Origin of the sequence: Oerskovia flava (assembly GCF_026163685.1) — a bacterium.
In the GTDB taxonomy this organism is placed as follows: Bacteria; Actinomycetota; Actinomycetes; order Actinomycetales; family Cellulomonadaceae; genus Oerskovia_A; species Oerskovia_A flava.
The window spans coordinates 141594-160777 of record NZ_JAOXSR010000004.1; the positions used below are offsets into that span (position 1 = coordinate 141594).

The 19184-nt window shown below is 72.6% G+C and carries 15 protein-coding genes and 1 tRNA gene; 5 read left to right on the top strand and 11 right to left on the bottom strand.

Annotation, left to right across the window (positions count from 1 at the left end; genetic code table 11):
- Nucleotides 1-21 precede the first annotated feature (21 nt).
- Both OHL10_RS09025 and OHL10_RS09030 read right to left on the bottom strand, forming a co-directional pair.
- On the bottom strand, nucleotides 22-636 hold the full coding sequence (locus tag OHL10_RS09025; RefSeq protein ID WP_425498982.1) for a GDSL-type esterase/lipase family protein: 615 nt from the start codon (nucleotides 634-636) through the stop codon (nucleotides 22-24).
- 82 nt (nucleotides 637-718) lie between these two features.
- Nucleotides 719-1633 carry an aldose 1-epimerase family protein gene (locus OHL10_RS09030; protein ID WP_322645539.1) on the bottom strand — a complete coding sequence of 305 codons (915 nt, stop codon included), beginning with the start codon at nucleotides 1631-1633 and terminating at the stop codon, nucleotides 719-721.
- A 93-nt stretch (nucleotides 1634-1726) separates the two neighbouring features.
- Here OHL10_RS09030 and OHL10_RS09035 point away from each other — a divergent pair, with 93 nt between their 5' ends.
- Nucleotides 1727-2722: an aldo/keto reductase gene (locus OHL10_RS09035; RefSeq protein ID WP_265521869.1), complete on the top strand. Its 996-nt coding sequence runs from the start codon at nucleotides 1727-1729 to the stop codon at nucleotides 2720-2722.
- A gap of 107 nt (nucleotides 2723-2829) precedes the next feature.
- Here OHL10_RS09035 and OHL10_RS09040 read toward each other — a convergent pair whose 3' ends face one another.
- The 5 genes from OHL10_RS09040 to OHL10_RS09060 form a co-directional block, all read right to left on the bottom strand.
- On the bottom strand, nucleotides 2830-6708 hold the full coding sequence (locus OHL10_RS09040) for a multifunctional oxoglutarate decarboxylase/oxoglutarate dehydrogenase thiamine pyrophosphate-binding subunit/dihydrolipoyllysine-residue succinyltransferase subunit (protein WP_265521870.1): 3879 nt from the start codon (nucleotides 6706-6708) through the stop codon (nucleotides 2830-2832).
- A gap of 287 nt (nucleotides 6709-6995) precedes the next feature.
- Entirely contained in the window at nucleotides 6996-7805 is an 810-nt protein-coding gene (locus OHL10_RS09045) for an ABC transporter permease (protein WP_265521871.1), read from the bottom strand.
- A complete protein-coding gene (locus OHL10_RS09050; RefSeq protein ID WP_265521872.1) occupies nucleotides 7802-8782 on the bottom strand; it encodes an ABC transporter ATP-binding protein in 981 nt (326 codons plus the stop codon). The genes OHL10_RS09045 and OHL10_RS09050 overlap by 4 nt, the downstream gene beginning before the upstream one ends.
- Before the next feature lie 53 nt (nucleotides 8783-8835).
- Nucleotides 8836-9846 carry a sensor histidine kinase gene (locus tag OHL10_RS09055; RefSeq protein WP_265521988.1) on the bottom strand — a complete coding sequence of 337 codons (1011 nt, stop codon included), beginning with the start codon at nucleotides 9844-9846 and terminating at the stop codon, nucleotides 8836-8838.
- 95 nt (nucleotides 9847-9941) lie between these two features.
- Complete coding sequence (locus tag OHL10_RS09060; RefSeq protein ID WP_265521873.1) at nucleotides 9942-10709, bottom strand: response regulator transcription factor; 768 nt, start codon at nucleotides 10707-10709, stop codon at nucleotides 9942-9944.
- 357 nt (nucleotides 10710-11066) lie between these two features.
- Here OHL10_RS09060 and OHL10_RS09065 point away from each other — a divergent pair, with 357 nt between their 5' ends.
- Nucleotides 11067-11747: a M15 family metallopeptidase gene (locus OHL10_RS09065; RefSeq protein WP_265521874.1), complete on the top strand. Its 681-nt coding sequence runs from the start codon at nucleotides 11067-11069 to the stop codon at nucleotides 11745-11747.
- Between the two features lie 37 nt (nucleotides 11748-11784).
- Here the strand turns inward: OHL10_RS09065 and OHL10_RS09070 are convergent, their stop codons facing one another.
- Nucleotides 11785-13608: a cation:proton antiporter gene (locus tag OHL10_RS09070; protein WP_265521875.1), complete on the bottom strand. Its 1824-nt coding sequence runs from the start codon at nucleotides 13606-13608 to the stop codon at nucleotides 11785-11787.
- Between the two features lie 65 nt (nucleotides 13609-13673).
- Between OHL10_RS09070 and OHL10_RS09075 the strand changes: the two genes are divergently transcribed.
- Nucleotides 13674-14231 carry a hypothetical protein gene (locus tag OHL10_RS09075; RefSeq protein WP_265521876.1) on the top strand — a complete coding sequence of 186 codons (558 nt, stop codon included), beginning with the start codon at nucleotides 13674-13676 and terminating at the stop codon, nucleotides 14229-14231.
- Nucleotides 14232-14271: 40 nt separating this feature from the next.
- Here OHL10_RS09075 and OHL10_RS09080 read toward each other — a convergent pair whose 3' ends face one another.
- From OHL10_RS09080 to OHL10_RS09090, 3 genes are all read right to left on the bottom strand, one after another.
- Nucleotides 14272-14904 carry a CYTH domain-containing protein gene (locus OHL10_RS09080; RefSeq protein ID WP_265521877.1) on the bottom strand — a complete coding sequence of 211 codons (633 nt, stop codon included), beginning with the start codon at nucleotides 14902-14904 and terminating at the stop codon, nucleotides 14272-14274.
- 73 nt (nucleotides 14905-14977) lie between these two features.
- Nucleotides 14978-15050, bottom strand: a tRNA-Arg gene (locus OHL10_RS09085).
- Nucleotides 15051-15126: 76 nt separating this feature from the next.
- The gene (locus OHL10_RS09090) at nucleotides 15127-15876 is read right to left on the bottom strand and encodes a FadR/GntR family transcriptional regulator (protein WP_265521878.1); all 750 of its coding nucleotides are present in this window, start codon (nucleotides 15874-15876) and stop codon (nucleotides 15127-15129) included.
- Between the two features lie 180 nt (nucleotides 15877-16056).
- On the opposite strand from OHL10_RS09090, the gene argS reads away from it, so the two are divergent.
- Together argS and lysA are read left to right on the top strand one after the other, a co-directional pair.
- Nucleotides 16057-17736, top strand: a complete 1680-nt coding sequence (argS, locus tag OHL10_RS09095) for an arginine--tRNA ligase (RefSeq protein WP_265521879.1) — start codon at nucleotides 16057-16059, stop codon at nucleotides 17734-17736.
- Complete coding sequence (gene lysA / locus OHL10_RS09100) at nucleotides 17733-19094, top strand: diaminopimelate decarboxylase (protein WP_265521880.1); 1362 nt, start codon at nucleotides 17733-17735, stop codon at nucleotides 19092-19094. The genes argS and lysA overlap by 4 nt, the downstream gene beginning before the upstream one ends.
- Nucleotides 19095-19184: the final 90 nt, after the last annotated feature.

The following is a 19184-nucleotide window of genomic DNA, read 5'->3' on the forward strand; positions in this document are numbered from 1 at the left end:
GACCCGCGCCCGGCGGCGTGGTCAGGCCGCGTCGTCGGGCAGGCCCAGCCAGGAGTGCCAGCCCGTGTGCAGCACGAGCCAGGCCATGAGGCCGTAGCCGGCCTGCCCGGGGTAGCCGTCGCCGCTCGTGGCGAGGTCGGCGAGCCACTGCTCGTGCGTGACGAGCGGGCCGAAGGTGTCGACGTACGGCACGCGCCTGCGGTTCGCCACGTCGCTGAACGCCGTCGAGAGCTCGCCCAGGCGCTCGGCGTCCGCCGGGTGCCCGGGCGGCGGCCCGACGACGAACGTCTCCAGCCGCCGCGACTCGGCGACGTCGAGGATGTTCGCGAGGTTCAACCGGGACCGGGCGACCGAGAGGCCTGCGTCGAGGTCGTGGCGGCCCAGCGCGACGACCAGCCGGTTGTCCACCGTGGGCTCGTTGCTGAACCGGCGGCTCGTCTCGAGCTCCCAGCGCTGGCTGAGCGCCGTCGTCGTTTCGCCCGGGATGGCGAGCGGGAACACCATCGCCGCGCCGGCGAACCGGGTACGGGCGACGACCCGCCCGGCCCAGCCGAGGCCCTTGGCGTCGCCGACGCCTGCACTGAGCTCGTCGCCGACGACACAGATGCGCAGTTCGGGGTGCGTCGCGTCGGTCACGAACGCCATTGTCCACCGGGAACCGGTCGAGGGGCGACCTGTGACCGGGTGCCGGGCGTGTCGTCGCACGGCACCCGGCGCGTCACAGGAGCGTCGCGCCCCACGTGACGGTGTGCTCGGCACCGGGCGCGAGGTGCACCAGGCGCTCGCCCGTGCGGAAGGCGTCGGCCACGCAGGACATCGGCTCGGCGGCCACACCCGTGCGACGGGCGGAGACCGGGTTGACGTGGTCTCCGGTGCAGACCTGCCAGGTGTCCATCGAGCCGTCCATCCAGACGGCGGCCGTGCGACCGTCGGGGGCCGCCAGCTGCATCCAGGAGAGGCCCGCGTCGTCGCGCACCACGTCGACGTACGCGTCGTCGAGGTCCACGCCCGTGAGGTTGCGGGGCTCGCGCAGGTCGAAGCCGCCTGTCGCCGGCTCCGTGCCCGTGGGCAGGAGGCGCTCGTCGGTCGTCACGCGGGTGCTCGCGTCCAGGCGCAGCGTGCACTCGTCGAGCGTCGCGCCGTTCGGGGACAGCCACGGGTGGAAGCCCACCCCGTAGGGCGCGGTCCTGTCGCCGATGTTGGTGGTCCGCACCGTGACGGTGAGCCCGCCGTCGTCGAGGACGTAGGTGGCTCGGGCGCGCAGGGCGAACGGGTAGCCGGGCGACGGCGGCAGGTCGATCTGCAGGGTCGCGATCGAGGCGGTGTGCTCGACGACGTCCCAGCGCTGCCAGCAGGTCAGCCCGTGCAGGGCAGTTCCTCGGCCGGGCTCGGAGACCGGCACCTGGTAGTCGGTGCCGTCGTAGGAGTACGAGCCGTCCCGCAGGCGGTTCGGCCACGGCAGCAGGACCGAACCGTTGAACGCCGGGGCGATCTGGTCCTCGCGGAACGGCACGAAGACCGGGCGGCCGTCGACGTCGTACTCGCGGACGGCTGCGCCGACCTGGGTGATGGTGGCGCGGTGGGCGCCGTGGGCGATCCGGAGCTGTGTGCCGGAGGGTGCGGTGGTGTTCACGTTCACATACGGTACTGCGTGCGCAACCGTCTCCGGGAGGAGAGAGTTGTCCCGGGGCGGGGACATCGCCCCGTCGAAGCACGAGGAGGAACGATGGAACGACAGGTGCTCGGACGCACTGGACGGCTGGTCTCGGTCGTCGGACTGGGAACCTGGCAGCTGGGGGCGGACTGGGGAGACGTCAGCGAGGACGACGCCCGCGCGGTGCTCGACGCGTCCGCAGAGGCGGGCGTGACCTTCTTCGACACGGCGGACGTCTACGGGGACGGTCGCAGCGAGCAGATCATCGGTGGCTACCTCGCCGACAACCCGGACCTGAACATCACGGTGGCCACGAAGATGGGTCGTCGCGCGGAGCAGGATCCGGCGAACTTCACCCTCGAGTCGTTCCGCGAGTGGATCGACCGCTCACGACGGAACCTGCGCACGGACCGGCTCGACCTCGTGCAGCTCCACTGCCCGCCGACGGCTGTGTACTCGCAGGACGCTGTCTACGACGCCCTCGACACCCTCGTGGCCGACGGTGCGATCGCCGCCTACGGCGTGAGCGTGGAGACCGTCGACGAGGCGCTGACCGCGATCTCGCGACCGGGGGTCGCGACCGTGCAGATCATCGTCAACGCCTTCCGCCTCAAGCCTCTCGAGAAGGTGCTGCCGGCCGCCTCGGACGCAGGGATCGGTGTCATCGCCCGGGTGCCCCTGGCCTCGGGCCTGCTGTCCGGGAAGTACACGAAGGACACGACCTTCGCCGACAGCGACCACCGCAGCTACAACCGCGACGGCAGCGCGTTCGACGTCGGCGAGACCTTCTCCGGGGTCGACTACGAGACCGGGCTGCGCGCCGCGGGGGAGTTCACCGCGCTGGTGCACGACAGGCTGGGACCCGACGTCACGCCCGCGCAGGCGGCGATCGCCTGGGCCTGGCAGCAGCCGGGCATCTCGACCGTGATACCCGGCGCGCGCAGCGTCGAGCAGGCACGTGCGAACGCCGCGGCCGGCACGGTGGACGCCCTCGGCCCGCTGTTCGTCTCCGGCGTGCGCGAGATCTACGACGAGCACCTGCGCGCCCAGATCCACGACCGCTGGTGACCGGGAGCCGTTGACCGGCGCGGCACGCACGGCGAAGGGCCCCTCCCGTGGGAGGGGCCCTTCGCCATGCTGCTACCGGCTCGTGCTGGGTGCCGCCGACCTCGAGGTCAGTGGGCGAACGCCTGCTCGATGAGCACGGCCTGCTCGGCCTGGTGCTTCTTCGCGGTGCCCGCCGCGGTCGAGGCCGACGCCGGCCGGGCGACGACCTGCACGCGGGGCAGGTCCTCCGGCAGGTTGATGTGGATGAAGGACCAGGCGCCCTGGTTCTCCGGCTCGTCCTGCACCCAGACGATCTGCGCGCCGTCGTACTTCGCCAGCTCCGCACGGATCGCGGCCGTGTCGAGCGGGTAGAGCTGCTCGAGACGGACGATCGCGACGGCCTCGTCCTGGCGCTTGGTGCGCTCGGCGAGGAGGTCGTAGTAGACCCGACCGGTGCACAGCAGGACGCGGTCGACCTTCGCCGGGTCGGCGGTGGCGTCCGGGATCACCGGCATAAAGGTGCCCTGGGTGAAGTCCTCGACCGAGGATGCGGCCGCCTTCAGGCGCAGGAGCTGCTTGGGCGTGAAGACGACGAGCGGGCGACGCGGACGGTCGTAGGCCTGACGCCGCAGCAGGTGGAAGTACGACGCGGGCGTCGACGGCTGCGCGACCGTCATGTTGTCCTCCGCGGCGAGCTGCAGGAAGCGCTCGACGCGTGCCGACGAGTGGTCAGGGCCCTGGCCCTCGTACCCGTGCGGCAGGAGCATGACGACCGAGGAGTTCTGGCCCCACTTCTGCTCCGCGGAGGAGATGAACTCGTCGATCACGGTCTGGGCGCCGTTGACGAAGTCGCCGAACTGCGCCTCCCACAGGACGAGGGCGTCCGGACGCTCCACCGAGTATCCGTACTCGAAGCCGAGCGCTGCGTACTCCGAGAGCGACGAGTCGTAGATCCAGAACTTCGCCTGGTCCGCCGACAGGTACAGCAGCGGCGTCCACTCGGCGCCCGTGTCCCGGTCGTGCAGGACGGCGTGGCGCTGCACGAACGTCCCGCGTCGCGAGTCCTGCCCGGCGAGGCGCACCGGGGTGCCCTCCATGAGCAGCGAGCCGAACGCGAGGAGCTCGCCGTAGCCCCAGTCGATCCCGCCGGAGGTCGACATCTGGCGGCGCTTGTCCAGCAGCTGGGCGAGCTTCGGGTGCACGGTGAAGCCCTCGGGCGAGGTGACGTGGACCTGGCCCACGCGCTCGAGGACCGAGCGGTCGACCGACGTCTTCCACCCGACCATCGTGCCGGCGTCCTCGAGCTGGGACTCGGGTCGCTCCAGACCGGCGATCGGCTCGGTGCGGGCCGGCGGAGTGTACCCGCCCTCCTTGGTCTCCGTGAAGACGCGCTCGAGCTGGCTCTGGTAGTCCTGCAAGACGTGCTCGGCCTCCTCGAGGGTGATGTCCCCGCGGGCGACGAGGTTCTCCGTGTAGAGCTTGCGCACGGAGCGCTTGGCCTCGATGAGGTTGTACATGAGCGGCTGGGTCATCGACGGGTCGTCGCCCTCGTTGTGACCGCGGCGGCGGTAGCAGATCATGTCGATGATGACGTCCTGGTCGAACTGCTCGCGGAACGCGAACGCCAGCTCGGCCACCCGGACGCACGCCTCGGGGTCGTCCCCGTTCACGTGGAAGATCGGCACCTGGTAGCCCTTGGCCACGTCGGTCGCGTACGTCGTCGAGCGGGACGAGGACGGGCCGGTGGTGAAGCCGACCTGGTTGTTGATGATGACGTGGATCGTGCCGCCGGTGCGGTACCCGCGGAGCTGGGCCAGGTTGAGCACCTCGGGGACCACGCCCTGGCCGGCGAACGCGGCGTCGCCGTGGATGAGGATCGGCAGGACGGAGAAGCCGTCACCACCGAGGTCGATCCGGTCCTGCTTCGCGCGGACGATGCCCTCGAGGACGGGGTCGACGGCCTCGAGGTGCGACGGGTTCGCTGCGAGGTAGACGCGGGTCGTGGCGCCGGACTCGGCCGTGAACGTGCCCTCGGTGCCGAGGTGGTACTTGACGTCCCCCGAGCCCTGCACGCTCTTCGGGTCGATGTTCCCCTCGAACTCGGCGAAGATCTGCCCGTAGCTCTTGCCCGCGATGTTCGCCAGCACGTTGAGGCGCCCGCGGTGGGCCATCCCGATCGCGACCTCGTCCAGGCCACCCTCGGCGGCACGGGACAGCACGGCGTCGAGCAGCGGGATGACGGATTCGCCGCCCTCGAGCGAGAAGCGCTTCTGCCCGACGAACTTGGTCTGCAGGAAGGTCTCGAACGCCTCGGCCGAGTTCAGCCGGCGCAGGATGCGGAGCTGGTCCTCGCGCGGCGTGCGGGCGTACCCCGACTCGAGCCGCTCCTGGAGCCAGCGACGCTGCGTCCGGTCGGCGACATGCATGTACTCCACACCGATGGTCCGGCAGTAGGAGTCGCGCAGCAGGCCGAGGATGTCGCGCAGCGACGAGCGCGTCTTGCCGCCGAAGCCACCGGTCGGGAAGGAGCGGTCCAGGTCCCACAGGGTGAGGTCGTGGTTCTGGATGTCCAGGTCGGGGTGCTTGCGCTGGCGGTAGGCGAGCGGGTCGGTGTCCGCCATGAGGTGCCCGCGCGAACGGTACGAGTGGACGAGCTCGGCGATCTTGGCCGGCTTCGCCGCCTCGATCTCGGTGTTCGTGGTGTTGTCCCGGACCCATCGCACGGGCTCGTACGGGATCCGCAGAGCGGCGAAGACGCGGTCGTAGAACCCGTCCTCACCGATGAGCTTCGTGCCGAGCATCCGCAGGAACTCGCCCGACTGGGCACCCTGGATGATGCGGTGGTCGTAGGTCGACGTGATCGTCAGGACCTTCGAGACGCCGAGACGCGCCAGCTGCTCGACGGACGCGCCGGCGAACTCCGCGGGGTAGTCCATCGCGCCGACACCGATGATGGTGCCCTGACCCTGCATCAGACGGGGCACGGAGTGGACCGTGCCGATGCCGCCCGGGTTGGTCAGCGAGATCGTCGTTCCCTGGAAGTCCGGCACACCCAGCTTGTTGCCGCGCGCGCGCCGGACGAGGTCCTCATAGGCCGCCCAGAACTGGGCGAAGTCCATGGTCTCGGCCTTCTTGATGCTCGGGACCAGGAGCTGACGGGTGCCGTCCGGCTTCGCGAGGTCGATCGCGAGACCGAAGTTCACGTGGGCCGGCTGGTTGATGGCCGGCTTGCCGTCGAGCTCGGTGTAGCTCGCGTTCATGGCAGGCATGTCGGCGAGCGCCTCGACGAGCGCGAACCCGATGAGGTGGGTGAAGGAGATCTTGCCGCCGCGGCCGCGTGCCAGGTGGTTGTTGATGACGATCCGGTTGTCGACCATGAGCTTCGCCGGCACGGCGCGCACCGAGGTCGCGGTGGGGACCGAGAGGCTCGACTCCATGTTGGTCACGACACGCGCGGCGGGCCCGCGGAGCTTCTGGATGTCGTCCTTCGCCTCGTCGTCGTCCCCGGTGACCTTCGATGCCGGGACCTGGGCGTAGGGTGCCGTCGCCGGCTGGGCCGTGGCGACGGGTCGGGGCTCCTCGAGCGCAGGGGCCGCGGCGCTGACCTCGGGGTCGGCCGGCACGACGGGGGCCTGCGGACGCTGGGCCGCCTCGGCGGCGGCGGAGCCCTCGGTGGTCGCGGCACGCTCGGCAGGCTTGGTGCTCTCGGCGGGCTTGCCGTCCGAGGGCGCCGGCGTCGCTGCCGTCTTCTGGGCGGGAGCCGGGGACTTCTCGGACGTCGTCGGCGCGCTGCTCCCGTTCGCCTCGGCTGCCGACGGTGCGGCCGCGGCGGTCTCGTCGCCCGACTTCTCGCCCGGCCGGTAGTCCGCGAAGAAGTCCCACCACGCGGGGTCGACCGCGTTCTTGTCCTGGAGATACTGCTCGTAGAGCTCGTCGACGAGCCATTCGTTGGCGCCGAACACCGTACTCACGGCGCTGATCGACTCTGACTCAGCCTTCGGGGACACGCGAGGATCGCCCACTTTCACCACAGATCGCGATTGGAACCTTGGTCGGTCGTCCGGGGTCGGACATCAACCAGCCTAGGCCCTCCGGAGCGGTGGGACGGGTTGGCGGACCTGTTCTCACCCCGCGCCTCCGGGCCATCTTCACGGGACGTCTACCTGAGGCAAACGGGGCGCAACGGCCGGGCACCCTTCACCCAAAATCGCGGAATTCCAGGCCATCTCGAGGTATGGGTGCGTTCGGGTGTGACGCATCTCACTGTGCAGTGGTCGAGGCGGGCGCGTCCGGGTCAGGTGATGTCGCGACGCAGGGTGGTCACCCGACCGAGCGCCGCGAAGACGAGGGCGTACCCGACGAGCACGAGCAGGCCCTGCCACCAGGCGAGGAGCTCGCCGGCACCCATCTGCGAGTAGAAGCTCGACCCCGTGATCGCCTCGCCCGCGGCGCCGGGGAGGTACGCGCCGACGCCGGCCAGCGCGCCGTCGGCCACGAAGGCCAGCGCGAACCGCAGGATCGGCTCGACGAACTGGGTGAACGCCAGCACCACGACGATCACGGCCACCTGGTTCGGCATGGCCAGGCCGAGCCCGACACCGACGACGGCCCACACGGCGAGCGCGAGCACCGAGCGGCCCACCGCGACGAGGACCTCGGGGTCGTCGAGGTACGTCGCGTGGTCCGTCAGGGCGAGCACGCCCGCCCCCACCCCGACGCCGGCCGCGGTACCGAGGACGCCGTAGAGGACGCCGACGGGGACGGCCGCCAGGAGCTTCGCCCCGACGAGCGTCGTGCGACGGGGCTCGGCGAGGAGCGTGGGCGTGATCGTCTGGTGCCGGAACTCGCCGGTCACCGACAGCGCTCCGACGATCACCGGGAAGACGTACCCGAACGCCACGGCGATCGTGTACACCGAGATCGCGGAGGTGGGGGAGTGCCCCAGGCCCTGCGTGCCCGGCCCACCCATGGCGCCGCCCTGGGTCATCGCGAACGCGAAGGTGGCAGCCAGGAACGACATGTAGGCGAGCATCGCGAGGAGCAGGACCCACCACGTGCGCGTCGTGACGATCTTGCGGTACTCGGAGCGAAGGGCCGCGATCATGGGGCGCCTCCCGTCGTCGTCGGGCCAGGTGTGCCGGGTTCCTGGACGAGGTGCAGGAAGACGTCCTCCAGGCCGACCGACCGCGACGCGAGCTCGTGCAGCTCGAGGCCGGCGGCGAACGCGGCCGAGCCCACGGCGGCGGCCGAGGTGCCGCGCAGCGTGACGACCGACGTGCCCGGGGCGCCGGCCTCGGCCGTGCGCTCCCAGCCGTTCGCGGCGACGAGGGCGTCGAGACCCGCCTCGTCAGGGGAGGCGACGGTCACGGTCGGGACGGCGAGGGACGCCAGCTCGGCGATCGGCGAGGCGTGCACCAGCCGCCCGCGCGCGATGATGATGACGTCGTCCACCGTCTGCTGGACCTCGGAGAGCATGTGGCTCGAGACGAGGACGGTGCGCCCCTGGGACGCCAGGTGTCGCAGGAGGCCCCGCAGCCAGACGATCCCCTCCGGGTCCAGCCCGTTCGCAGGCTCGTCGAGGAGCAGCACCTTCGGGTCGCCGAGGAGGGTGGTCGCGAGCGCGAGCCGTTGGCGCATACCGAGCGAGAACCCGCCGACGCGGCGGCGGGCCGCGCCCTCGAGACCGACGAGGGCCAGGACCTCGGCACACCGGGAGTCCGGCGCGCCGATCGACGGAGCGTAGGTCCGCAGGTGGTCGAGCGCGGAGCGGCCCGGGTGGAAGCTCGCGGCCTCCAGCGCTGCGCCGACGGTGCTCATGGGCCGCGCCAGGTCGCCGTACGCGCGCCCCGAGACGGTCGCCGTGCCCGACGTCGGCCGCACCAGACCCAGCAGCATGCGCAGCGTCGTGGTCTTGCCGGCCCCGTTCGGGCCGAGGAACCCGGTGACCCGGCCCGGGCGGACCGTGAAGCTGAGGTCCTGCACGGCGGCGACGGCGCCGAAGTGCTTGGTCAGGCCCTGGACCTGCACCACGCCCTCGTCGGCGGGCGTCGTCCCGGGGGGCCCCGTCGGTGCGGTGGTCATGCTGCTCCTCCCTCGTCGGCTGCTGCTTGCTCGGCGTGCGTCGGTGCCGGTGGTCAGCCGACGTGGGCGGGCAGGGTCACGCGCATCGTCGCACCCTTGCGCGAGTCGGCGACCTCGATCCTGCCGCCGTGCAGGTCGACCGCCCAGCGCACGATCGCGAGGCCGATGCCGGTCCCACCGGTCGTCGCGTGCGTCGCGTTGCCCCGGGCGAACCGCTCGAAGATGCGCTCGCGGTCCTCCTTGGCGATCCCCGGGCCCTCGTCGACGATCTCGATCACCACGTCGTCGTCCGCCGGGTAGGCCTCGAGCCGGATCTCGCCGCCCTGGGGGGAGTGCCGGATCGCGTTCTGCAGGAGGTTCGTGACGACCTGGTGCAGGCGCTCGCGGTCCGCCTCGAGCGTCAGGTCCGGGGGAGTGACGTCGATGACGTACCGCAGGTGCTTGCTCGCCTCGACCATCGCGACAGACTCGGCGTTCTCCTCGAGGAAGTCGCCCAGGTCGATCTCGGTGATGTTGAGCGCGGCGGCGCCGGCCTCGATGCGGGAAAGGTCGAGCAGGTATGTCACGAGCCGTGCCAGCCGCTCGGTCTGCGCCAGTGCCATTTGCATCGTCGCGGGGTTGGGTTCCGTGACGCCGTCGACGACGTTCTCCAGCTGCGCCTGCAGCGCGGCGACCGGGGTCCGCAGCTCGTGGGAGACGTTCGCGATGAGCTCGCGGCGCATCTGGTCGGAGGACGCGAGATCCTCGGCCATGACGTTGAAGGCCACCGCGAGCTGGCCCACCTCGTCGTGGCTGGTGGCCCGCACACGCCGTGTGTAGTCGCCGTCGGCCATCGAGCGGGCGGCCGCCGTCATCTCCCGCAGCGGCGAGGTCATCCCGCGGGCGAGCAGCTGGGTCAGCAGCAGCGACAGGACGATCGCGAGCGGGAACGTGCGGCTGGGGCCGAGCTGGTTCTGCAGCCCGATCCACGTGATGAGCACGGCGAGCGTCACGGTCGCCGCGACCAGCACGCCCAGCTTGATCTTCAACGAGCTGAACGAGTCGAGCGGTCGGACGTCCGGCAGGTGGGGCCGGAGGGTGCGGGTGCGGTGCTGCTCGGTCGGTCTGCCGGTAGCAGGCCCGACCGGTTGCCCGGACCGGTCGCCGGTGGGGTTCTCGGTCACGCCGACGGCGGCTCGAACGCGTACCCCACGCCGTGCACGGTGCGGATCAGGTCCGGTCCGAGCTTGCGGCGCAGCGCCTTGATGTGGGAGTCGACCGTGCGGGTGCCGCTCGCGTCGGCCCAGTCCCATACCTCGGCGAGCAGGCGCTCGCGCGTGAGGACCGTCTTGGGCGAGCCTGCGAGCATCACGAGGAGCTCGAACTCCGTCGGGGTCAGGTGCACCTCCTCGCCGGCCCGGTGCACGCGGCGCTGGGCGCGGTCGATGGAGACGTCGCCGATGCTCAGGGGCGGGTCGGCAGGGACGGTCGTGGCGGCCTGCGCGGCGCGGTCGACCCGGCGCAGCAGGGCCTTGATACGGGCCACCAGCTCACGCATCGAGAAGGGCTTGGTCATGTAGTCGTCGGCGCCGACGCCGAGGCCGATGAGCATGTCCGTCTCGTCGTCGCGGGCCGTGAGCATGAGCACGGGGATGGGCTGCTCGGCCTGGATGCGGCGCGTGACCTCGAGGCCGTCGATCCCGGGGAGCATCACGTCGAGCACGATCACGTCGGGGCGCAGCCGGTTCGCGGCCTCGACCCCCGACAGCCCGTCGCGCGCCACCTCGACGCGCCACCCCTCGGCGCTCAGGCGTTGGGCGATCGCGGTGGCGATCGCGGGCTCGTCCTCGACGACGAGGACGGTCGCGGACTGCTGACCCGGAGTGCTCGGTACGGCGCGGGCGGAGCCCGCCGACCCTGCACCCGGGGGAGTTGCGCTGGCTGCCATGGCACCAGGGTGGCACATCGGCGCTCGTGGGCGGCGTATTTCGACCCCGACAGGGGTCGCGCGACGTCCCGTCGGACGTGCGTCGGGGCTGTGAGCAGGGGACTTGGCATCGCCTGAACCCTTCGTTATGGTTTCGTGATTGATCGGACCACCCGCACCAGCCATGCTCGGTGCGGGCGAGGTTCACCCCGATTTCATCCAATGGCCTGCCGGCCGACGTCGAGTGGAGGTGCTGTGGAGTCGGAGCGTTCCCAGGCTCCCGCCCTCGAGTCTCGCCGGGCACGCCGTGAGGCAGAGACCGCGACCCGACGTCGGCACCGCACCCCGATTCCCGCCAGCCATCGCTGGGCACCTCGGATGGCCGTCCTCAGCACCCTGGCCGTCGCGACGATCGCCGTCCCGCTGAGCGCCGGCGCGCAGGACGGCGCGGGCACACAGTCCCCGTTCGACCCGTCGCCCGGCCCGTCCGGACCGAGCGCCCTCGACCTAGTGACCGCCCCACCGGTCGCCGAGGCCACCTCGGAGCACGTCGCGGCCGCACCGCGGCTCGCTGGGCGCAGCGCCGCCGCCAGCCGGTCGTTCGAGCGTGAACCTCTGCCGGGCTGCGACCCGGACGTCACGCCCACGGGGTCCAACGGACAGCTCAGCACGCACGAGCTCTGCGAGCTGTGGCAGCCTGGCGACTTCCTCCGGCCCGACGCGGCGGTGGCGCTGACAGCGCTCAACGAGGCCTTCCGCTCCACCTTCGGTCGCGACCTGTGCCTGGTCTCGAGCTACCGGACGCTCTCGACGCAGGTGTCGCTCAAGTCGACCCGCGGCGGGTTCGCCGCCGCACCGGGTACGTCGATGCACGGGTGGGGGCTCGCGATCGACCTCTGCTCGATCGAGACGGGCTCCCGCGAGGTCTACGCGTGGCTCAACGAGAACGGCGGCACCTACGGCTGGAACAACCCTCCGTGGGCCAAGCGCGGCGGTGGCGGAGCCTACGAACCCTGGCACTTCGAGTACACGCAGGGCGTCGCGGAGATGGGCGGCTGAGCCACCCGGCCTGAGCGAACCGGGCTGAGCCGCCTGCTCAGACGCGGTTCACCCATGACCCCGCGAGCTGTTCGGACTCGAGGTCGAGCTCTCGCAGCAGACGGCGCATGACGGTCTCGTCGAGCCGACCCGCGTCTCGCTCCCCCACGAGCACCGCGCGCTGAGCGCGCAGCATCTGGCTCCGCAGCTCCGCCAGCCGGTGCAGCTTCGCCGACGGGTCCCCCGCGCGGGCCGCGATCCCGCCGCGTCCCCCGGTGGGGTGCGGTCGGTCGGGCAGACCCACGAGGAGACCCGAGTCCTCGCCGTCCGGGACGCCCGCGTCCGCCCCCTCGCCGCCCGAGCCCTCGTCTGTGGCGCCGCCAGCGACCCCGCCAGCGACCCCGTCGGGTACGAGGAGACCGGCGGCGGTACGGGCACGCGCCCGGAGCGCGCCCGCCATCCCCTCGGCGAGCAGGTGCGCCTTCTCGGTGCCGATCTCCGACGCCCAGCGCTGCGCGTGCTCCTCGACCACCGCCGCCTGCGCCTCGGCGACGAGCCCCCGGACCCGGGCCTCGTCGGCGGCGTCCCGGGCACGGTCCTCGTCGCCCCCGACCCCGAGGGCCCGGATGACCCAGGGCAGCGTGGTGCCCTGGAGCAGGAGGGTGCCGATGGCCACGGTGAACGCCGCGAGCTGGAGGGTCGCGCGCTCGGGGAAGTCCGCACCACCCAGCGTCGTGGGGATCGCCGCGGCGGCGGCGAGCGTCACCACGCCGCGCATCCCTGCCGCGGACACCACGAGCGACTCGCGCCACCCGAGCCGCGACCTGTCCGGTGACGTGCCCGGTGGCGTGCCCGGCGCTCGCTCGGTCGAGCGCCCCGTCCACCGCGACGGCAGGTGCACGCGGTCGAGCCAGGCGGTGGCGAACACATAGGCGGGCCGGACGAGGACGGTGGTGGCGAGGGCCGCGAGCGAGACCACGACGGCGGTCCCCAGGCCCTGGTCGGAGTCGACGACGACCTCGACGACGAACTTGAGCTGCAGCCCGATGAGCGCGAAGGTCAGGGCCTCGAGCAGCAGGTCGAGACTGCGCCACAGCGGCTCCTCGACGAGCCGGGTCTCGTGGCCGGCGCTGGGTGCGGTGTGTCCGAGGTAGAGCCCGGCGGCGACCACGGCCAGGACCCCGGACCCGCTCACCTCCTCGGCGATCCAGTAGGCGGCGAACGGCAGCACGAGTCCGGCGACGCTCGTCAGCAGCGGGTCCTGCAGCCGCAGCCGTGCGCGGTGCAGCCCGACGCCCATGGCGAGGCCGATCCCCACCCCGACGACGACGGCGGCGGCGAAGACCCTGAGCCCGTCGGCCCACGCCCAGGCACCGGTCGCGACGCCGGCCAGCGCCACCTTGTACAGCGTGAGCGACGTCGCGTCGTTGATGAGGCTCTCTCCGCTCAGCAGCGTCATGACCCGTCGCGGGAGCCCGAGGCGACGGCCGACGGCTGCGGCGGAGACGGCGTCGGGCGGGGCCACGACCGCGCCCAGCACCAGTGCCGCGGCGAAGGGCAGGTCGGGCAGGATCAGCATCGCCACGCCGGCGACGGCGAGCGCCGTGACGAGCACGAGGCCCACGCCGAGGCGGACGATGGGACCGCGGGCGCGACGCAGGTCCTGGTAGGAGCTCGACGTCGCCGCGGAGTACAGCAGGGGCGGCAGGATGATGCCGAGGATGACCTCGGGCGGGAGCTCGAGGTGCGGCACGCCGGGGACGAGGGAGACGCACAGGCCGACGGCGACGAGCACGAGCGGCGCGGGCAGGTCCCAGCGGCGCGCGGCCGCGGTGACGACGAGCGCGCCGGTGACGAGCAGCAGGAGGTGCGCCTCGGACATGCAGCCATTCTGCGGGCCGGTGCCGTCCCCCGGCGACCGCGGCACGCCCTCGGTAGGGTGCGAGCATGGCGAACCTCGTCCTGGCCTCCGTCGTCCTGGGACGGCCCGAGCACGCGGTCGCGGCGGAGCTCCTGAGCTTCGTCGTCGGGGGTGTGGTCGAGGTGGAGCAGGACGCCGCGCCTGCCTGGACGGTGCGCCTCGTTGCGCCGGGCCGGGTGAGCACCCACGAGCGGGAGGCGCTGGTCGCACTCTTCGGGGACGCGAGCGCCGGGAGCGTGGTGCGGGTCGCGCCGGGCGAGGCCGCCCTCGGCGCTCGGCTGCGCGAGCTGCTCGCGCAGGCGCCGGTCCGGGCGCGCGCCGCCGGCTACTTGGAGGGGACGCGCGGGCGCCTGACGGAGAAGGGCGAGGCGCTGCGCGCGGACCTCGTCGCGATCGAGGACACGATCGAGGCCCAGGTGCAGGACGCACGGGTGCACGCGTCGGCCGGGGAGGCGCCGTCGGCGTCGGTGCTGCCCTGGGCGGTGCTCTTCGGCCACGCGCCCCGCTGGGCGCACGTGGCGACGACGTTCGACCTCGACGGGCTGTGCCGCGTGGTCGACGACCTCGCCGTCGGCGACGGGTAGCCCGGCGAGAAGCAGGGGAGGGGCGCGTGCCCGACGTCGGCTACTCGCCGGGCAGGCTCCGATTGCGTCCGAAGCCCTGCAGGAACCGCGGCCCGGTGGCCTCCAGCTCGGCGGCGAAGTCGGCCGCCCAGCGGGAGTACGGCGCGCGGGCGAGGGCGTCGTTGGCGAACCGCGCGTCGTCGGTGACCTCGGTGAGGCAGAACGCGGGGATCTCCAGGTCGACGACCGGGCCGGACCGCTCACACTCGGCGACGACCAGCGGGTGGTTCGCGCCGCCGAACACGTCGACGACCCAGCCGTCGGCCCCGAGCCACGCGGAGTAGCGGGTCTTGACGATGCGGGCGCCGCCGCGCCGGATCATCTGGACCCCGACGGCGACGTCGATCTCGCGCTCGGCCTCGTAGCGGGTCCCGCCGTTCATGGGTCCCTTGGCGGTGAGGGCGCAGAAGTCGACGGCGGCCGCGTACAGGTCGAGCACCGCGACCGGGTCGCTCGTACCGTCGAGCGGCGCGTCGACGCTGCTGGCCTGGGCCCGCAGTCGCAGCGCGTAGCCCTCGTCGGCGAGGAAGTAGCTCTGCACGATGAGGGCAGGCGCGTCCCGCAGCTCCGCAGGGAGGTCGCGCACGACGAATCGGCGCTCGAACTCGAAGTCCCCGTACCCGCCGTCGGTCATCCACCCACGGTACCGGTACGCCTCGGAACGACGAACGCCCCCGGGCCTGGGGCCTGGGGGCGTTCGTGACGGGTGCCCTCGATAGGACTCGAACCTACGACCTTCTGCTCCGGAGGCAGACGCTCTATCCACTGAGCTACGAGGGCGTGCACCGATCGTGGCCGATCCGGACGGTACGCAGGACGAGGCCCCAGACCGTGCGCATCAGCACGGTGCACGAGACTACCAGCCCGGTGGGGGTCCTTCGGAAGCGCGGCCGTCCGGAAGGTGGTTCGGGCTCTGGTCCCGCGACGGCTCGGGCGGTGCGATCTGGCGGGTGAGGTAGGCGGCGGTCTCGCGTGCGGCGGCCTCGTCGTCGCCGATGGCGATCGCCTCGACGAGCGTCGCGTGCGAGTGGCCGACGGCGTCCCGCCGACGGACGTTCTCGCGGATGTTCGCACCGACCGCCTCGACGAGGTGCTCGTAGAGGGTGTGCAGGACGGGGTTGCGACCGGCCGCGGCGATCGCCCGGTGCAGGGCGAGGTCGGCGGTCACGAACTCGTCCACGTCGCCGGAGGCGAGGGCCGCGTCGCGGGCGAGACTGAGTGCGCGCAGCGTCGTGACGTCCGCCTCGCTGCGGCGACGGGCCGCGAGCCGGGCCATCTCGACCTCGAGGGCGCGGCGGGTCTCCAGGACGTCGCGCCGGTTCGCGCCCGCGATCTCGCGACCGATCGCGACCGTCAGCTCGGAGGCGGCCAGCACGTAGGTGCCGGAGCCCTGGCGGCGCTCGAGCAGGCCGGAGTGGACGAGGGACTGCACGGCCTCGCGGGCGGTGTTGCGGCCGACGTGGAGCAGCTCGACGAGCTCGGGCTCCGTCGGGATCCGCGACCCGACGGGCCACTGCCCGTCGGCGATCCGGCCGCGGAGCTGCTCGACGGCGGCGTCGATCAGGGACGGTCGGTGAGGGTGCGTCGCGGACGGGGACGAGGGCATCGTTGCGGGTCCTCCAGGGGTGGTTCGCCAGGAGCAGTCAACACCCCGCGCCGGGCGGGGTACAGGCCTGCTCGGGCCACAGGTCGGGCGAGAGGGCGATTTCACCCCCTCGCGCTCGGGCCGGTCGGCGCCCTCGCGGCCCGTGCCGACCGCCGGCCTGCCGCTCGGTAGAATCTCCGGGTGACCCCCAACGAGCTCTCCGAAGCGCTGAGCGCTGCCCTGGCCGCCGCCGTCGCCGACGGCACCCTCGCCCTCGCCGCCGACGAGGTGCCCCGGACCGTGCACGTGGAGCGCCCGCGCCAGCGCGAGCACGGGGACTGGGCGACCAACGTGGCGCTGCAGCTCGCGAAGAAGGCCGGCACCACGCCGCGCGCCGTCGCGGAGGACCTCGCCGGCCGGCTCGGTGCCGTCCCCGGCATCGCGGCGGTCGACGTCGCGGGCCCCGGCTTCCTCAACATCACGCTCGACGCCGCGGCCGCGGGCGAGCTGGCCCGCACCGTCGTCGAGCAGGGCGCCGCGTACGGGCGCAACGACGCGGAGGCCGGCACCCGGATCAACCTCGAGTTCGTCTCGGCCAACCCGACCGGTCCCATCCACATCGGTGGTGTGCGCTGGGCCGCGGTCGGGGACTCCCTCGCCCGCATCCTGCAGGCCAGCGGCGCCGAGGTGACCCGGGAGTACTACTTCAACGACCACGGGGCGCAGATCGACCGGTTCGCCCGGTCGCTGCTCGCCCGTTCCAAGGGGGAGCCCGCGCCCGAGGACGGCTACGGCGGCCAGTACATCGAGGACATCGCCGAGGCGGTCGTGGCCCAGGCGCTCGCGGCGGGTGAGCCCGACCCGCGGACGTTGCCCGACGCCGAGGCGCAGGAGGTCTTCCGGGCGCGCGGCGTGGACCGGATGTTCGGCGAGATCAAGAGCGCGCTGCACGACTTCGGCGTCGACTTCGACGTCTACTTCCACGAGGACCACCTGCACGAGTCCGGGGCCGTCGACCGGGCGGTGGCACGCCTGCGCGAGGCCGGCCACGTCTTCGAGGCGGACGGCGCCACGTGGCTGCGCACGACCGACTTCGGGGACGACAAGGACCGTGTCGTGGTGAAGTCCGACGGCCACGCCGCTTACATCGCCGGGGACATCGCGTACTACCTCGACAAGCGCGAGCGCGGCTTCGACGACGTCATCATCATGCTCGGCGCGGACCACCACGGGTACGTGGGGCGCATGATGGCGATCTGCGCGGCGTTCGGCGACACCCCCGGCAAGAACCTGCAGATCCTCATCGGCCAGATGGTCAACCTGCTCAAGGACGGGCAGCCGGTGCGGATGTCCAAGCGCGCGGGCACGGTCGTCACGCTCGAGGACCTCGTCGACGCCGTGGGCGTCGACGCCGCGCGGTACTCGCTCGCGCGCTCGTCGGTCGACTCCAGCATCGACCTCGACCTGGACCTGCTGACCAAGGCGTCGAACGAGAACCCGGTGTACTACGTGCAGTACGCGCACTCGCGCACGGTGCAGGTGGACGCCAACGCCGAGGCGCGCGAGGTGCGCCGCGGCGACGCCTTCGACCCCGCGACGCTCACGCACGAGACGGAGGCCGCGCTCGTCGGGCGGCTCACGGAGTTCCCGCGGATCGTCGCGCAGGCCGCGGAGCTGCGCGAGCCGCACCGCGTCGCGCGCTACCTCGAGGCCCTCGCCGGCGACTACCACAAGTGGTACCAGGAGTGCCGTGTGACCCCCTACCAGGACGAGGAGGTCACCGACACCCACCGCACCCGCCTGTGGCTCAACGACGCGACGCGCCAGGTGCTGGCCAACGGCCTCGGCCTGCTCGGCGTCAACGCGCCGGAGCGGATGTGAGCGCGCTCGGCGAGCCCTGGTCCACCGGCGCGAGCCGCGACGGCGAGGGGTCGCTGCACGTGGCCGGGGTGGACGTCCGGGCCCTGGCCGCCGAGCACGGCACCCCGGCGTACGTCCTCGACGAGGCCGACCTGCGGGAGCGTGCGCGGGCCTACCGGCAGGCGTTCGAGGCGGCCTTCGCCGCGATCGGTGCCGGCGTCGACGTCTACTACGCGGGCAAGGCGTTCCTCTCGGTAGCCGTCGCGCGGTGGGTCCACGCCGAGGGCCTGCGCGTGGACACGTCGACGGGCGGGGAGCTCGCCGTCGCGCTGCGGGCCGGGGTGCCCGGCGAGCACGTCGGTCTGCACGGGAACAACAAGTCGGACGCCGAGATCGCCCGCGCCCTGGCGGCCGGGGTGGGGCGCATCATCGTCGACTCGCTGCCCGAGGTCGAGCGCGTGGCGACGGCGGCACGCGCCGCCGGTGGCGCACCGGCACCCGTGATGGTGCGCGTGACCACGGGGGTGCACGCGGGTGGCCACGAGTTCATCTCGACGGCGCACGAGGACCAGAAGTTCGGTCTCTCGCTGGCCGCGGGCGAGGGCGAGGCGGACAGCCCCGCCATGACGGCCCTGCTCGCCGCGGTGGCGAGCCCCGACGTCGAGCTGCTCGGGATCCACTCGCACATCGGGTCGCAGATCCTCGACGCGTCGGGCTTCGAGGTCGCCGCGGCGAAGGTGCTCGCCCTGCGTGCCGAGCTCGCCGAGCGCACGGGGGTGCTCGTGCCGGAGGTCGACCTCGGCGGCGGCTACGGCATCGCGTACCTGCCCGGTGAGGTCGCGCTCGACCCGGAGCGCGTCGCCCGCGACGTGGCCGCGTCGGTCGCGGCCGCGGCACACGAGCTGGGCACGCCGCTGCCGCGCTTCTCGATCGAACCGGGCCGCGCGATCGTCGGGCCTGCCGGACTGACGCTCTACACGGTCGGGACCGTCAAGCCCGTCCGGCTCGACGACGGCCGCGTGCGCACCTACGTGGCGGTCGACGGCGGGATGAGCGACAACATCCGTCCCGCCCTCTACGGCGCCGACTACCACGCCGAGCTCGCGGGGCGGCGCTCGACGGCCGAGCCGGTGCTCGCCCGGGTCGTCGGCAAGCACTGCGAGAGCGGCGACATCGTGGTCCACGAGGTGATGCTGCCCGGGGACGTGCGAGCGGGTGACCTGCTCGCCGTGGCGGCGACGGGCGCCTACGGGCGGTCGATGGCGTCGAACTACAACATGGTCCCGCGCCCGCCCGTGGTGGCGGTGGCCGACGGCGGCACCCGGGTGCTCGTGCGTCGTGAGACCGAGGACGACCTCCTGGCGCTCGACCAGGGGTAGGCGCGAGGCGCCAGCACGACCGGCCGGGCGCGGGGTCTTCGCAGACCCCGGGCCCGTCGTGTGACGTAGGTCGCTCCGTGCACGGGACCT